General features: G+C 70.4%; 10 protein-coding genes. 8 read left to right on the forward strand and 2 right to left on the reverse strand.

The genetic code is table 11. The annotated features are described in order from the left end of the window. Window positions 1-48: 48 nt before the first annotated feature. Window positions 49-1,362, forward strand: a complete 1,314-nt coding sequence (locus ACPL7H_RS02590) for an MFS transporter (RefSeq protein ID WP_424795573.1) — start codon at window positions 49-51, stop codon at window positions 1,360-1,362. Here ACPL7H_RS02590 and ACPL7H_RS02595 read toward each other — a convergent pair. Continuing rightward, window positions 1,359-1,931, reverse strand: coding sequence for a TetR/AcrR family transcriptional regulator (locus ACPL7H_RS02595; RefSeq protein WP_424795574.1), 573 nt, complete (start codon window positions 1,929-1,931; stop codon window positions 1,359-1,361). The two genes, ACPL7H_RS02590 and ACPL7H_RS02595, sit on opposite strands and share 4 nt — an antisense overlap. A 123-nt stretch (window positions 1,932-2,054) precedes the next feature. Between ACPL7H_RS02595 and ACPL7H_RS02600 the strand changes: the two genes are divergently transcribed. Continuing rightward, entirely contained in the window at window positions 2,055-3,611 is a 1,557-nt protein-coding gene (locus ACPL7H_RS02600; protein ID WP_424795575.1) for an MFS transporter, read from the forward strand. A gap of 120 nt (window positions 3,612-3,731) precedes the next feature. Here ACPL7H_RS02600 and ACPL7H_RS02605 read toward each other — a convergent pair whose 3' ends face one another. After that, a complete protein-coding gene (locus ACPL7H_RS02605) occupies window positions 3,732-5,192 on the reverse strand; it encodes a CCA tRNA nucleotidyltransferase (RefSeq protein ID WP_424795576.1) in 1,461 nt (486 codons plus the stop codon). A 205-nt stretch (window positions 5,193-5,397) separates the two neighbouring features. On the opposite strand from ACPL7H_RS02605, the gene ACPL7H_RS02610 reads away from it, so the two are divergent. From ACPL7H_RS02610 to ACPL7H_RS02635, 6 genes are all read left to right on the forward strand, one after another. Beyond that, window positions 5,398-5,922 (forward strand): NUDIX hydrolase, encoded by a 525-nt coding sequence (locus ACPL7H_RS02610; RefSeq protein ID WP_424787280.1) that lies wholly within the window; start codon window positions 5,398-5,400, stop codon window positions 5,920-5,922. A gap of 28 nt (window positions 5,923-5,950) precedes the next feature. Further along, window positions 5,951-8,431: a DUF6049 family protein gene (locus ACPL7H_RS02615; protein ID WP_424795577.1), complete on the forward strand. Its 2,481-nt coding sequence runs from the start codon at window positions 5,951-5,953 to the stop codon at window positions 8,429-8,431. Next, entirely contained in the window at window positions 8,428-12,681 is a 4,254-nt protein-coding gene (gene murJ, locus ACPL7H_RS02620) for a murein biosynthesis integral membrane protein MurJ (protein WP_424795578.1), read from the forward strand. The genes ACPL7H_RS02615 and murJ overlap by 4 nt, the downstream gene beginning before the upstream one ends. 68 nt (window positions 12,682-12,749) lie before the next feature. Then, entirely contained in the window at window positions 12,750-13,751 is a 1,002-nt protein-coding gene (gene trxB / locus ACPL7H_RS02625) for a thioredoxin-disulfide reductase (protein WP_424795579.1), read from the forward strand. A 162-nt stretch (window positions 13,752-13,913) separates the two neighbouring features. Further along, complete coding sequence (trxA, locus tag ACPL7H_RS02630; protein ID WP_424795580.1) at window positions 13,914-14,240, forward strand: thioredoxin; 327 nt, start codon at window positions 13,914-13,916, stop codon at window positions 14,238-14,240. Between the two features lie 23 nt (window positions 14,241-14,263). After that, window positions 14,264-15,622 (forward strand): PLP-dependent aminotransferase family protein, encoded by a 1,359-nt coding sequence (locus tag ACPL7H_RS02635; RefSeq protein ID WP_424795581.1) that lies wholly within the window; start codon window positions 14,264-14,266, stop codon window positions 15,620-15,622. Window positions 15,623-15,624: the final 2 nt, after the last annotated feature.

Genomic DNA, 15,624 nt, shown 5'->3' on the forward strand with positions numbered 1-15,624 from the left:
TGCGGGGTCGGCGGCCGGGGCCGTGGGTGGGCACTATCGTGGGGCCCCGTGGCTGGCCTCCAGGTGGTGCAGGATCTGCGCACGCTGCTGCGATACGCCGACTTCCGCAGACTCTTCACCGTCCGGCTGGTCTCCCAGTGCGGCGACGGGTTGTTCCAGGCCGGGCTCGCCACCTTGTTCTTCTTCAACCCCGAGAACCTGGCCACGGCGGGAGCGGTTGCGGCAGCGTTCACGGTGCTGCTGCTGCCGTTCACGGTGGTCGGGCCGTTCGTGGGCCCGTTGCTGGACCGGTGGCGTCGCCGTCAGGTGCTGTTGGTGGGAAACGCGGTTCGGGTGCTGCTCGCGGGAGCGCTCGCGATCCTGATGGCCACCCTCGGGGTGGGGCCGGCTGTCTATGTGCTCGCGCTGGTGACCCTGGGGGTGAACAGGTTCCTGCTCGCTGCACTCTCGGCCGGGCTGCCGCGGGTGGTTCCCCGGGAACAACTCCTGATCGCCAACTCCCTGACCCCCACCCTGGGCGCGGTCTCCGCCGTCGTCGGCGCCGCCGTGGGCTTCGCTCTCGGTCTGGTGATGCGGCAGGGCCCAGCGTTGGACGCCGCTGCCCTGACCGGTGCGGCGCTGTTCTTCGTCGCCGCCGCCCTGCTCGCGCTTCGGCTGGGCCGGGACCGGTTGGGGCCGGAACGGTCCCGGATGAGGTCCACCACGTGGGCGCAGGTCGGGCGGGATGTGGGCGCCACCCTCACCGAGATGGTCGACGGCGCGCGGTACCTGATCGCCCGGGGCACCACGGGTGCGGGGCTGGGCGTGATGGCCGGGCACCGTTTCCTGTACGGGCTGAACTTCATCGCCCTGATCCTGATCTCCCGGAACCTGCTGGTGGATCCGGCGAACGCCTCGGCAGGGCTGGCGATGTTCGGGCTGCTGGTCGGGATCTCCTTCGCCGGTAATGGTCTGGCGATCATTCTCACTCCGGCGGCGCGCAGATTGGTCAGTCCCGCCCGGTGGGTGCTGGTGTGCCTGGGTATCGGGGCGCTCAGTCAGGGGGTGCTGGCCACCGCCCCGGTGCAGTGGGTGATCGCCGCAGCGGCGCTGCTCCTGGGATTCAGCGTGCAGGGGGCCAAGATCGCGGTCGATACGATCGTGCACCGCGATACCCACGACAATGTGCGCGGGCGGGCGTTCGCCCTCTACGACGTCCTCTACAACGCCGCGTTCGTGGGGGCCGCGGCCCTCGCTGCCGCTGTGCTGCCGGACACCGGGTACTCCCGGGCAACCTTCGCCGCACTGGGCGCGGTCTATCTGTTGCTGGTGCTGGCCTACCGGCGCGTGCCTACCGCGCCGCAGCCCGCGGGAGAGGGTTAGCGACCCGCGGCGGCCAGGGCCCGCACCGCGTCGGCGGCAACCTCCGGAGCCGGCAGGGAGTCGGGGTCGGTCAGGGCCTGCACGCCCAGGCCGATCACGAGCGCGTACACCAGCGTGCCCAAGCCCTGCTCGGCGGCCGATCCCTCCTCGACCTGTGGCGTGCCCAGTACCACCGAGGCGAGCGTCCGGCGGGTGTGGCCATAGGTTGAGGTGAGTTCATCCCGCAGTTCCTGGTCGAAGGGGGCCTGAGCAATCGCGGCCAGGGCGGCCGAGTGCAGGTCCCGGGAGCCCGGGAGGGCCCTGACCAGTTCGGAGACCAGCATTGCCAGCCGCTCCCCGGCGCTCTCGCCGCCGATCGAACGGACCGCGCGCTCGATCCGGTCGCCCCACTCGCTGGACATCTCCATCGCGGCCAGGTTCATCAACCGGTCCTTGGAGCCGAAGTGGTACCCGATCGAGGCCAGGTGAGCGCCCGAAGCAGCCGTGATGTCCCGGGCAGTGGTTCGGCTGTAGCCCTTGTCCACCAGACACTTCTTCGCGCCCTGAAGGAGCGCTTCGCGTTGACTCATCGTCCTCCGGTCTTCACGTCGCTTCGGGCTGGTCGGATCGGCCGGCCGGCAGGTACGAGGCTACCGCGAATGTTCTTGTACGTACGTCTTGACACGCATCTGTACGTCCGTACACTCGGCTATATGAACGTACGTACACGCTACTCCCGCCGCACGGTCTCCCCTGGTCCCGCCACGAGGCGCACCTGGCTCGGCTTGGCCGTCCTCCTCGTTCCGGCGCTTCTGGTGTCGATGGACATCTCGATCCTGTTCGTCGCAAGCCCAGCGGTGACAGCCCACCTCGAGCCCACGGCCGGGCAATGGCTGTGGATGATGGACATCTACAGTTTCGTGCTGGCCGGCTTGCTGGTGACGATGGGCGGCCTGGCCGACCGGATCGGACGGCGCCGGCTGCTCCTGATCGGTGCGGCCGCCTTCGGGCTCGCATCACTCGGGCTCGCCTACGCCCCCACACCGGAGACGTTCATCACCGCACGGGCCCTGCTGGGTGTAGGTGCGGCGACACTGGCGCCCTCCACGCTGGCTCTCGTGCGAGCGATGTTCACCGACCCCACCCAGCGCAGCACTGCGGTAGCGGTCTGGACGGTCGCCTTCACGGGTGGCGCGGTTGCCGGGCCCGTGCTGGGGGGCTTCCTGTTGGAGCATTTCTGGTGGGGCTCGGTCTTCCTGGTCAACCTGCCCGTCATGGCCCTGCTGCTGGTGCTCGCACCGTTGCTGGTGCCGGAGTCACGCAATCCGGAGGCTGCCGGGTTCGACCTTCCGGGCGCCGGCCTGTCCCTGGTCGGCATCGTCGCGGTGGTCCTGGCTGCGAAACGCTTCGCCGATGAGCGTCCCGACGTCACCACCGGCGTGACGCTGGTCCTGGGGTTCGTGCTGCTGACGCTCTTCGTGCGGCGGCAACGGCGCTCCGAGGATCCGCTCCTGGATGTCACCCTGTTCCGGAACGCGGCCTTCACCTCATCCGTGCTGGCAAACGCGCTGGCCGCCCTGGTGATGGTGGGCCTGGGACTGCTGGCCTTCACCTACCTGCAGACGGTGCTGGGGTTGAGCCCTTTCCGCGCCGCACTCGCGGTGCTGCCGACGCTGGCCGGCTCCTTCGCCGGGGCCGCGTTCGCCAACGGGATGGCCCGGCATCTACGCCCGTCCTGGCTCGTCCCGGGTGGCCTGTCGATCGCCGCCGCCGGGATGAGTGCCATCGCCGCGATCGACCACACCGATTCGGTGGTGGCCTTCATCAGCGGCTACACGGTGCTCACCTTCGGGGTGGGGATCGTGGGCACGATAGCCAACAGCCTGATCCTGGCGACTGCGCCGCTCGAGCGGGCCGGTGGCGCGGCGAGCGTCTCCGAGACCGGCATGGTGCTGGGTGAGGCATTCGGGATCGCGATCTTCGGAACCATCGCCACCGTCATCTTCCGCTCCCGGCTGGGGGACTCCGCCGTCGGGCAGGCCCACCCGGCGGACACGGTCAGCGAGGCGGCCGCGGTCGCCGAGCGCCTGCCGGCTGCCGAGGCCGACCACCTCGTCCGGGTGGCCTTCGACGCTTTCGGGGCCGGCCTGACGACGATCGCTGCGATCAGCGCCGGTGTGCTCACGCTGGCGGCCCTGGCCATCGGGCTGGGGCTGCGCGGCGTCCCATCTCCGTCGGCACCGGTCGGCGCCCCCGGCAAGGCTGACTGACCCGGGTAGACCGGTACAGCCCGCGAAGTTTCTCGCGGGCCCCTGGGCGGCGGCGCGCGGCCACCTCGTCGATGGAGCACACGGTCGCCGGTGCGCTCCCAGCGGGACAGGCCGCGGGTGCTAGCCGCCCTCGGCCTCGCCCTGCTCGGCCCACCAGGCACGCAGTTCGGACTCGGCGCGCTCCGGTCCGAGGGGACCGTGCTCCATCCGCAGCCCCAGCAGGTACTGGTAGGCCCTGCCCACCGCGGGGCCCGGTGCGATCCCGAGGAGTGCCATGATCTCCCGGCCGTCCAGGTCCGGGCGGATCGCCTTGAGTTCCTCCTCCTCGGCCAACTGTGCGATCCGTTCCTCCAGATCGTCATACGCCGCGGCCAGCCGTGCGGCCTTGCGCTTGTTCCGGGTGGTGCAGTCGGCCCGGGTCAGGCGGTGCAACCGTTCGAGCTGGTCGCCGGCGTCCGTGACGTAGCGCCGCACCGCCGAGTTGGACCACTTCGCCTCCCCGTACCCGTGGAAACGCAGGTGCAGCGCTACCAGCTTCGCCACCGCCGAGATCGTGGCCTTGTCGAAGCGCAGCGAACGCAGGCGCTTGGTGGTCATCTTCGCGCCGACGATCTCGTGATGGTGGAAGCTCACCCCGCCGCCCGGTTCCATCCGGCGGGTCGCGGGTTTGCCGATGTCGTGCAGCAACGCGGCCAGGCGTAGCACCAGGTCCGGACCGGGTACGGGCCCATCCGGCCCGGTCTCCAGATCGATCGCCTGGTCCAGCACCGTCAGGGAGTGCTCGTAGACGTCCTTGTGCCGGTGATGCTCATCGATGGTCATCTGCAGGGCCGGCAGCTCCGGGAGCACCACGTCGGCGATGCCGGTGTAGGCCATCAGTTCCAGCCCGCGCCGGGGCGCCGGGGCCATCAGCAACTTCACGAGTTCGGCCTGGATCCGCTCGATCGAGACGATGCTGAGGCGGTCCGCCATCGCCGAGATCGCTGCCAGCACGTCCGGCTCGACGTCGAAGGAGAGCTGGGCGGCGAACCGGGCCGCGCGCATCATCCGCAGCGGGTCGTCGTCGAAGGACTGCTCCGGGCCCACCGGGGTGCGCAGTTCGCGGTCGGCCATGGCACTCAGGCCGTCGAAGGGGTCGACGAACACCAGATCCGGCAACCGCAGCGCCATCGCGTTGACGGTGAAGTCACGCCGGGACAGATCCCCGTCGAGGGAGTCGCCGTAGGCCACCGCGGGCTTGCGCGACCCGGGGTCATAACTCTCAGTTCGATAGGTGGTCACCTCCACCACGGTGTCCCCCCGACGCGCGCCGAGGGTACCGAAGTCCCGTCCCATGTCCCACAGCCCGGTGCCCCAGGCGCGCAGGATCTCCTCGGTCTGTTCCGGGCGGGCGGAGGTGGCGAAGTCCAGGTCCGAGGAGGCCTTGCCCAGGAAGGCGTCCCGGACCGGCCCACCGACCAGAGCAAGTTCGTGCCCGGCGTCGGCGAAGGCGCGGCCCAGTTCGATCGCCTCCGGAGCCATCTCGGTGATCGTGCTCAACGCCGTGTGCAACAACTGTGCCGGAGCCTGGGGGGTTGCCATGGAGGAATCCTGCGGGTTCGGTGACACGAGCACCAAGGGTGCCACGCCGCGGCCCGTTCGCGCTCGGTCCGGGGTATGTTCTGGCTCACCACCGCGCCGTTCCGGACACTGGGAACGGTGCAGAGCGGGGCCACGCCAGGCAGCGCGACGTGGCCGCAGACCCCGGCAGCGCCCCGGGCGCGGGCACTCTCGTTAGAGTATTGATATGTCAGCCGCCGTTCCCACTCCCGGGCGACGGGTCCCGAAACCGGGCCCGGTGCGGCGCCGTGCGCCGGTCCGGCACCGGTTGCCGGTGGTCGACGAGACCTCGGCCGGTGGGGTGGTGGTCGACGTGATCGACGGGCTGGCGGTCACCGCGATCATCGCGCGCCGCAATCGGGCCGGACGGCTGGAGTGGTGCCTGCCCAAGGGCCACCTGGAAGGCCGGGAGACCGCCGCCGAGGCCGCAGTCCGGGAGATCGCTGAGGAGACCGGGATCTACGGTCAGGTCCTGCGGCACCTGGACACCATCGACTACTGGTTCGCCGGAACCGACCGGCGCGTGCACAAGGTGGTCCACCACTACCTGCTGTGCGCCGTGAGCGGGGAACTCACGATCGAGAACGACCCGGACCAGGAGGCCGAGGACGTCGCCTGGGTGCTCCTGGACGAAGTAGGCTCACGCCTTGCCTACCCCAACGAGCGCAGGATCGTGGCCACCGCCCGGGACGTGCTGGCCGGGCGGTCGTGAACACCCACGGCGCACCGGCCGGAGCCGGATGAACGTCCCGTCCCGCGCCCGATCCATGGCCGGGTGTGTGCTGGTGACGGTGTTGTGGCTCGGCCTGGCACTCACCGCACCACCCGCTGCCGCGAACCCGCAGGAGGGAACCGAACCCCTGCGGGTGGAACTGACCTCGATGTCCCCCGCTGTGCTGCGACCAGAGGGTGAACTGACGATCCGGGCCACGGTGCACAACGACTCCTCCGACACGGTGACCGATCCCTCGGTGAAACTGATCATGCAGCGCCATGTCCTCACCACCCGGGCAGCCGTCGACGCCTGGCAGGACGGCACCACCTCCGCCCTGATCGCCACGGCGACCCCGTTCACCGCGGAACTGGAGGAGGACCTCGAGCCACACTCGACCACCGCGTTCACGATCACGATGCCCTCGTCACCGACCTTCGCAGAAACCTCGGCCTGGGGCCCGCGCGGGATCGAGGTGGACGTGACCGGCATCCAGGAGGCGGCGCCCACCACCGGATCGGCCCGCAGCCTGCTGCTGTGGTTCCCGAGTGAGTCACCGTTGCGGTCCCCGGCGGAACTGAGCGTGCTCACCCCGCTGACGCCCACCGGCGCAGAGTGGCACCAGGCAGCCAGCGAGGGCCGCCCGGTCGGCGACGTGGCAGCGACACGGCTGCTGCCGGTGCTCCGCGCGACCTCGGGGGCGGAGATGTCCTGGGCACTGGATCCAGCACTGCTGGAATCGGCACCCCCGGTGCCGGCCACCCCCTTGGAACTGGGCGCGGAGGAGGCCGGCGTCCCCGATCCGGACCAGGCCACGCCGGCCGACGAGAGCGACACCGGCCCCGGATCCGATGACAACGACCCACCATCGAACCCCACCGACCAGGATGCGCCGGAGGCTTCCGAGGGCACCGACGACGACGCCCCGGGCGGGGGCGGCACCGACGGCGAAGGTCAGGACGATGCGGCCGGTGGCGACCAGAACGACGACGGCGCCGCCGGCGAGGACACCACCGACGTGACCCCCGGCGCCGGCGCGGGTGGTCCCGGCGCCGACCCGAACGAGTTGGCCACCCACTTGGTCGAACACACCGCCAGGCGCGACGTGGTGGGGCTGGACTACGCCGACACCGACCTGCCGGCACTGGCCCACGCCGGCGACCTCACCCTGTGGCGCCTGGGGCAGCAGCGCGGTGCAGCGTTGCTGAACCAAGCCCGGATCGCGCCACTGACGGACGTGCACTGGCCGGGCGGCCGGATCGATGGCACCACCCTGGCCGCCCTGGCCGGGGAGGACGCCCAGGTCGTGGTGACCCCCGAGGACACCCTGGCCCCCGACGCCCCGGCAGGCCTGCCCGGCAGTCCCACGCAGGTGAGCACCACCGCCGGGGAGGTGCGCGCCGTCGTTCCTGATGAACGCATCTCGGCCCTGCTGACCGGCCACGACGCCTCCGGCGCCGAACTGGACTCCCTCACCGCCCGCCAGCTGCTCCTGGCCGACACCGCTGCGGCGATGCGCGAGTCCGGCGAGGACGGGCCCGGTTTCCTCGCCACCCTCCCCCGGGACGTGTCCGAAGCGGACCTTGACGGTCACCTCCGGGAACTGGCCGACGCGCCCTGGATGGACCTGGCCAACCTGCGCGAGTTGCTCGGACGCACTCCCGGGAGCGGGAGCGAGCCGCGCACGGCCGCCACGGCCACCTTGCCCGACCCGCACCGGCTGGCACCGGAGGAGGTGCTGGACCTGGAGCAGATGCACGACGACATGGCGAACCTCGCCGCCACCCTGCCCGATCGGCAGGGGTTGCTCGACCAGGTGCAACCGGGGCTGCTGACCTCCCTGAGCGCGTCATGGGCGAACGAGGCCGGGGCGCGGGATGAGTTGCTGGAACGGGTCGCGGACCTCGGTGCCGAACTGACCGGGGCGGTCCGGGTGGAACCGGGCAGTTCGGTGCTGCTGATCAACCACAGCGGAGAACTGCCGGTCGCGGTGGCCAACGACCTACCGGTGCCCGCACAGGTCACGGTGGCGCTGCAACCCCAGGATCCTAGGCTGCGGGCCTCCGAACCCATTACGGCGGTGCTGGACCCGGAGACGATCACCACCGTCAGGGTACCGATCCAGGCGGTGGCCAACGGCAACGTGGAACTGGATGTGCAGTTGCTCACCGAACCCGAGGGCGAGGTCGTGGGGCAGGGCGCCTCCTTCGTGGTCCGGGTGCGCGCGGACTGGGAGGACATCGGCACCGCCGTGGTGGCGGTGCTGCTCGCCGTGGCGTTCCTGATCGGGTTGGTGCGCACCATCCGCTCCGGTAAGCGCCGGTTCGACCCGGCTGGACCGGCCGGGGCGTCTGCGGCGTCCGGGACATCTCCGGCCGGCCCGGCAGCATCTGCTCCCAGGAAGATGGACTCGGGTGCTGAGAACCCCGGTGCCCACGGGGTTTCCGGCGCCGGGAGCACATCATCATCCGTGCCCGGAGGGGCCAGTAGCGAAGAGAAGAGGCGATGAGCAGACGAGGCGGGCTGGCCGGATCAGCCGCGGTGATGTTCGCCGGCACCCTGACCTCCCGGGTGCTGGGGCTGGTGCGTTCGGCGCTGCTGATCGCCGCGATCTACACCCTCGGTGGCGCCGCGGACTCCTTCGCGGTGGCGAACAAGATCCCGAACATCATCTACATGCTCATCGCAGGCGGTGTGCTGAACGCAGTCCTGGTGCCTCAGATCGTGCGGGCGATGCGCCAGCACGATGGTGGGCAGGACTACGTCAACCGCTTGCTCACCCTGGCCGGCACCGTGCTGGCCGTGGTGACGGTGCTCCTCACCCTGGCCGCACCCGTTCTGGTGACCCTGTACGCCGCGGAGTTCCGCTCCGGTCCGTGGGCCTCGGTAGCGGTCGCGTTCGCGATGTGGTGCCTACCGCAACTGTTCTTCTACGGCATGTACACCCTGCTGGGGCAGGTGCTGAACGCCCGGTCGGTGTTCGGCCCGTACATGTGGGCACCGGCGGTGAACAACTTGTTCGCCATCATCGGGCTGATCATCTACCTGGTGGTCTTCGGCTCCTTCGACCCGGCCGACCCCGACCCGGCGGCGGCCTTCACCGCCGGAAGGATCGCCCTGTTGGCCGGTTCGGCCACCCTGGGCGTGGTGGCCCAGGCGGCGATCCTGGTGATCCCACTGACGCGTTCGGGCTTCAAGTTCCGGTTCCGCTGGGGCATCCGCGGTTCCGGTCTCGGCAGCGCCGGACGGGTGGCCTGGTGGGCATTCCTGGCGCTGCTGGCCGGACAGGTCGGATTCCTGGCCATCTCCAACCTGGCCGCCGCAGCCTCCACCGCCGCGGAGCAAGCCGGTACCTACGCCGCCGGTAACGCCGCCCACGACGCCGCGTTCCTGGTCTTCATGCTGCCGCAGTCGTTGATCACGGTTTCCCTGGTCACCGCGATCTTCACGCGCCTGTCCGCCAACGCCGCCGCTGGGGACGCCACACAGGTGCGCGAGGACCTGTCGATGGGGCTGCGCACGCTCGGAGTGTTCACCGTGTTCGCCGCCGGCGCGCTGGCGGTCCTGGCGATCCCGGTGATCCAGGTGGTCCAGTTCGACGTGGCAACCTTCGAGGCCTACCAGGCTGTCGGGGCGGTCCTGGTGGCCATGGTGATCGGGTTGCCGGCGATCGCAATCTGGACCATGACCCAGCGGGTCTACTTCGCCTACGAGGACACCAAGGCACTGTTCTTCTTCCAGATCCCGATGGCCCTGATCCAGATCGTGGGCTGCGTCCTCGCCTATCTGCTGCTGCCCGTTCACTGGTGGGTGGTGGGATCGGCCGTGGCCAACTCCGTCTCGCTGATGTTCGGTGCGCTGGTCTCCTACCTGGCGTTGCGCCGCAAGCTGCGCACCCTGGACGGGGCGCGGATCCTGCGCACCTACGTACGGCTGACCCTGGCGCTGATCATTCCCACCGGGGTGGGCTGGGGGCTGGTGCACCTGTGGGGGGTGCAGACCAACTTCGCCGGGGCGCTGCTACGGGTCCTCGTCCTCGGGACCCTGATGGCGCTGCTGTACTTCATCGCGCTGCGCCGGTTGCGGGTCAGCGAACTGGATGACCTCATGGTCCGGATCGGGACCCTGGCCGCGCCGTTGACCACCCGGGTGGCGCCGCTGATGGCGCGCATCCCGGGGTCCTCGGGGATGCGTACGATATGGGGCAGGATCACCGGAGTCGACAACGGGAGGGCAACGCAGATGACTGTGCCCGCGGCTGCCTCCCTGAAGGCTGGTGATGTCCTGGCCGGGCGGTACCGGTTGATCTCACCGCAGGAGGGCGCCGAGGGCTGGCTGGGCGCCGACACGATCCTGGACAAGCAGGTGTACATCTCCACCGTTGCGGGCACGCACCGTGAGGCAGCCCTGGATGGAGCGCGCCGGGCGGCGCTGGTTGCTGACGACCGGCTGTTGCGGATCCTGCGTGTGGGGACCCATGAGGGCACCGGCTTCATCGTCACCGAGATACTCCAGGGACGTAGCCTGGCCGAACTGGTCGGCGCCGGCCGGGTGGACCCGGACCAGGCGCGCACCCTGATCGGGGAGGCGGCCGCCGCCCTGGAGGTGGCCCGCCGACGCGGCGTGCGACACCTGCGGCTCGGGCCAGAGTCGCTGTATCGGACACCCTCGGGGCAGGTGCTCGTCACCGGCCTGGCGATCGATGCGGCCGCAGCGGGGGTCTCGGCCGAGTCCGCGCGTGAGGCTGCCCGAACCGACACCGTGGACCTGGTGGCGTTGCTCTACACCGCCCTGACCGGACACTGGCCCGGCGCGGCGGACCTGGCGGGCACGGTACCGCTGGCCCAGCGGTACAACGACCAACCCGTGCCCCCGGCCGAATTGCTGCAGGGCATCCCGGACGATCTGGACACCTTGTGCGCGGTGACCTTCGGACCGCACCGGGACGGTCCCTTCACACCTGGGGAGCTCGTGCGCGACTTGGCGCCCTGGACGGAGCCGGGTGAGGGCCGTGTGCATCTACCCGGCCCTGCGGCCGGTCCGCACGACACCGGGGCAGCAGGTGCCGCTGACGAGGCTGGTGGGACCGTCCTCGCGGGCGTCGGTGTGGCCGGCGTGGCCGGATCGGCGGCCGCAGCCGCCGGTGCGGGACAGCACGACGACGACGGCGGCACGGGTCCCGGCGCCGATCGGCCCGACCCCACCTCGGCCGCGGGCGATGGCGGGCCTGCCGAACCCAGGACGTTCGACACGTCCCGATGGGCGCCGCAGCCGCCGCCCCCGGTCGGCGACCTGCCCGAGTTCGAGGCCCTGATCGCCCCGGAGGAGGCGCCACCGGCCCATGTGCTCGACACCTACGTGGCGCGCCACGAACGGGCCGCGTTCGAACCGCACCTGCAGGCCGCGCACCCCGGCGGCTCACCGGCGGGAGACACCGCCGACCCCGAGGCCCTCGACTCTTCTGGGGAAGCGTCGACGAGCACCTGGACCGGCGCAACGGCGCTGCCACGGCCCGATGAGCCCTTGACCGACCTTCCTCCCACCGCTGATCTGCCCCCGGGTGTGTACCCACCGGGCTCGCCGGCAGCCGGAACACCGGGAGCGGCGGCCGTCACCAGGGGCGCAGCGGCGAGCGCCGGCGGAACCGGTGTGAGCGCTGCCGGCGCCGCGGCCGGTGGTGCCGGCACGGGCGCTTCCGGCGCCAAGGGGGCGCTCTCGGCAGCAGCGGCCGGAATCGGCGCCGGCGCGGCATCGGCGGGTTCGGCGATCGGCGCGGCCTCGGCGGCCACCGGTAAGGCCCTACGGTCCTTCGCCGACAAGACCGCGGAGATGTCCCGTCGGTTCGCCGACTCGGCCCGGGAACTCACCGGCACCTGGACCTCCGGTTCCGACGCCGAGACGGACCGGGAAGGACCCTGGGCCGCACGTTCCGAAGAATCCTGGGGCGACTCCGCCGGCGCCGCTGGTGCCACCGCGCGACTGAGCGGGCAGGGCAGCAGTGGAGTGCAGACGCAGGATCAGGCCGCCATCTACCCCGTGGCGCACCCCACCGCCCCCACCGGGATGGAACCACCCGCGGACTTCGACGACGACTATCTCTGGGAGTCGCAGGACGAGACGGAGCGGTTCAACCCCACCCCGGTGGTGATCCTGACCATGATCGCCGCCGTCGTCGTCGCGGGCACCCTCGCGCTGGGCACCTTGCGTGAGGCCAGGACCTCCTTCGATCCCGATGATGCCGCCCGCCCTGCGCCGGTCGCCACGCCCACCGAGGAAGAGGAGACCACCGAGCCCGTCGAGGAGGAAACCGAGGAGGAAACCGAACCGGAGGAGGAGACCCCCGAGGGCCCCGACCCCGCGGTGGCGGACGTCCGGTCCCTGGATGACAACCCGGACCTGGCCTACCTGGCCGCGGACGGTAATCCCGACACGATCTGGCGGTCGTTGCGCTACAACGATCCCAACTACGGGATGAAGCCCGGGCTCGGATTCGTCATCGAGTTGGAGGAGACCGCCGTCGTCAGCAGGGTCACCCTGGACGTCCAGGGTGAGGGTGGAATCGTGCAGATCCGGGCCGGCGACGCCGACAACCCTGACGAGGGCCCGGTGCTCGCGGAGGGCGCGATGGGTCCCGAGGTCACCTATGAACTATCCGAACCCACCGAGACCGACGTTGTGGTGCTGTGGTTCCCCGAACTGCCCGTAGCGGACTCCGACGGGCGCAACCGGATCGAGTTGGCCGAAGTCAGCGTGCGCTGAGGCGGGAACAATCCGGCGCATATCGGGCGTTGCAGCAGGCAGACCCAGATCGCCAGTGAAGGAAGAACATGTCACAGAACATCCACCAGGTCGTCATCATCGGATCCGGCCCCGCCGGCTACACCGCGGCGGTCTATGCCGCGCGGGCGGGACTGGCGCCCATCGTGTTCGCCGGGGCCCTGACCGCCGGTGGCGCGCTGATGAACACCACCGACGTGGAGAACTACCCCGGATTCCCCGACGGCGTGCTCGGTCCCGAGCTGATGGAGAAGATGCAGGCCCAGGCCGAGCGGTTCGGCGCCGACATCCGCTGGGAGGACGTCACGGACGTGGACCTGACCGGTCCCGTCAAGACCGTCACTACCGACGATGAGACCATCTCGGCCCACGCCGTGATCCTGGCGACCGGCTCGGCCTACAAGGAGCTGGGCCTTCCGGCGGAGAAGGAACTGTCCGGCCGCGGTGTGTCCTGGTGCGCCACCTGCGACGGCTTCTTCTTCAGGGACCAGGACATCCTCGTGATCGGCGGCGGGGACTCGGCGATGGAGGAGGCGCTGTTCCTGACCCGGTTCGGCAAGACCGTGACCGTTGTGCACCGCCGGGACGAGTTGCGTGCCTCCAAGATCATGGCCGACCGGGCAATGGCCTCGGACAAGATCACCTTCGCGTGGAACAGCGAGGTCGCCGCCATCCACGGCGCCGACAAGGTCACCGGCGCAACCCTGCGCGACACCGTCACCGGTGAGACCCGTGAGGTGGGAGCCACCGGCATCTTCGTGGCGATCGGACATCTGCCTCGCACCGAACTGGTCAGTGGACAGGTGGACCTGAACTCCGAGGGCTATATCGACGTGGAGCACCCCTCCACCCGGACCAACCTGCCCGGAGTCTTCGCCTGCGGCGACGTGGTGGACCACCACTACCGCCAGGCCATCACCGCAGCCGGAACCGGATGCGCCGCCGCGCTGGACGCCGAACGCTACCTGGCCGACCTCGAGGCGGCCGGCACCCCGGACCGGACCGCCACGCAGACTCCCGAGGCCGACCCGGTCGCCGTCGCCGCGACCTGAGCCTCGGCGCCGCGAACGCGCCACCCAGTCCGCCGCAACGAACCAGGGGCTGCCCGCCGGAAGCCGGCGATCGCCTACCCGGCAACGCCCCAGGCGTCCACCACCCCGCCCCACTGGCGCCCAGCGCCGGTGCCAACCGCACACGCCTCACCAGGAGTATCGATGAGCACTATCACCCACGTCACCGACGAGACGTTCAAGGACGAGGTCCTGCAGGCCCAGGGGCCGGTGGTCGTCGACTTCTGGGCCGCGTGGTGCGGACCGTGCGTCCAGTTCGCACCGATCCTGCAGGAGGTTGCCACGGAGTTGGAGGGCCGGCTCAAGGTGACCAAGGTGGATGTCGAGGAGAACCAGGCCGTTGCTGCCGCCTACGGCGTAGTGTCGATCCCGACCATCAACGTGTACGAGAATGGCGAGTTGAAGAAGTCGATCGTGGGCTCGCGCCCCAAACAGGCCTTCCTCTCGGAGTTGCAGGAGTTCCTGCACTGACGTCCGCACCGATCGGAGAGCAGATGAGCGAGTCGGGACAGGCCGACCCTCCAGGCGTCACCCCGGCGGCCGGACCGGCCGGTGGCGCGGGTGGGGGGACCCGGCTCGACCCGTGGCTGTCCAGTTACGCGCAGCGTACGCACGGTATGCGTGCCTCGGAGATCCGGGCTCTGTTCGCCGTCGCCAACCGTCCCGAGGTGGTCTCGCTGGCCGGGGGGATGCCGAACCTGGCCTCACTTCCCTTGGAGGAGATCGCACGCGGCACCGAGCGGCTGCTCGCCGAACGGGGTGCGGTGGCGCTGCAGTACGGTTCGGGTCAGGGCGAGGAGGGCCTGCGGGAGCAGATTCTGGACGTGATGGCCCTTGAGGGCATCAGCGCCCACCCGGACGACGTGGTGGTCACCACCGGCTCCCAGCACGCCCTCGATCTGGTCACGCGGGTGTTCATCGATCCTGGTGACGTGGTGGTCGCCGAGGCTCCCAGTTACGTCGGTGCCCTGGGGGTGTTCCGGGCCTATCAGGCTGACGTGGTACACGTGCCGATGGACGACGACGGGCTGATTCCCGAGGCTCTGGAGGAGACCCTGGCCGGACTGCGGCGGGCGGGCCGGCGGGTCAAGATGCTCTACACCGTCCCGAACTTCCACAATCCGGCTGGGGTGAGTCTGTCGGCTGCCCGACGCCCCCAGATCCTGCAGATCGCTCGCCGCTACGACGTCCTGGTGCTGGAGGACAATCCCTACGGTCTGCTCGGGTTCGACGCCGAGCCCGAGCCCGCCCTGCAGACCCTGGACCCCGAGAGTGTGATCTACCTGGGTTCGTTCTCCAAGACCTTCGCCCCCGGGTACCGCGTGGGCTGGGCACTCGCGCCGCACGCGGTGCGGGAGCGGCTGGTGCTGGCCAGCGAGTCGGCGATCCTGTGCCCGTCGATGATGAGCCAGTTGTCCATCGCCAACTACCTTGCCACGTCCGACTGGCGCGGCCAGATCAAGGCCTATCAGCAGATCTACCGGGAACGGCGCGACGCCACCCTGGCCGCCCTGGCCGAGTACCTGCCCGGGGCGCGGTGGACGGTTCCCGCTGGGGGCTTCTACACCTGGGTCACCCTCCCCACGGGGCTCGACGCCCAGGCGATGCTCCCGCGCGCGGTGACCGCACGGGTGGCCTACGTGCCCGGTACCGCCTTCTACGCCGACGGGCAGGGCGGGGCACACCTGCGCCTTTCCTACTGCTACCCGACGCCGGAACGCATCACCGAGGGCGTTCGCCGGCTCGCCGGTGTGATCAGTTCCGAGGCCGAACTGGTCGACATGTTCGGCACCGGCGTTCCGCAGCACCGTGATGTCCCCGGCCAGCACTTCCCGGCCCCGGACCAGGCCTGAGC

It is taken from the genome of Pseudactinotalea sp. Z1732 (assembly GCF_049724975.1).
Lineage (GTDB): Bacteria > Actinomycetota > Actinomycetes > Actinomycetales > Beutenbergiaceae > CALKWS01.

Coding starts and splice junctions, on each gene's coding strand:
- ACPL7H_RS02595 (WP_424795574.1), bottom strand. CDS start 1,931: ATGAGTCAACGCGAAGCGCTCCTTCAGGGCGCGAAGAAGTGTCTGGTG.
- ACPL7H_RS02600 (WP_424795575.1), top strand. CDS start 2,055: ATGAACGTACGTACACGCTACTCCCGCCGCACGGTCTCCCCTGGTCCC.
- murJ (WP_424795578.1), top strand. CDS start 8,428: ATGAGCAGACGAGGCGGGCTGGCCGGATCAGCCGCGGTGATGTTCGCC.
- ACPL7H_RS02605 (WP_424795576.1), bottom strand. CDS start 5,192: ATGGCAACCCCCCAGGCTCCGGCACAGTTGTTGCACACGGCGTTGAGC.
- ACPL7H_RS02615 (WP_424795577.1), top strand. CDS start 5,951: ATGAACGTCCCGTCCCGCGCCCGATCCATGGCCGGGTGTGTGCTGGTG.
- ACPL7H_RS02610 (WP_424787280.1), top strand. CDS start 5,398: ATGTCAGCCGCCGTTCCCACTCCCGGGCGACGGGTCCCGAAACCGGGC.
- trxA (WP_424795580.1), top strand. CDS start 13,914: ATGAGCACTATCACCCACGTCACCGACGAGACGTTCAAGGACGAGGTC.
- trxB (WP_424795579.1), top strand. CDS start 12,750: ATGTCACAGAACATCCACCAGGTCGTCATCATCGGATCCGGCCCCGCC.
- ACPL7H_RS02635 (WP_424795581.1), top strand. CDS start 14,264: ATGAGCGAGTCGGGACAGGCCGACCCTCCAGGCGTCACCCCGGCGGCC.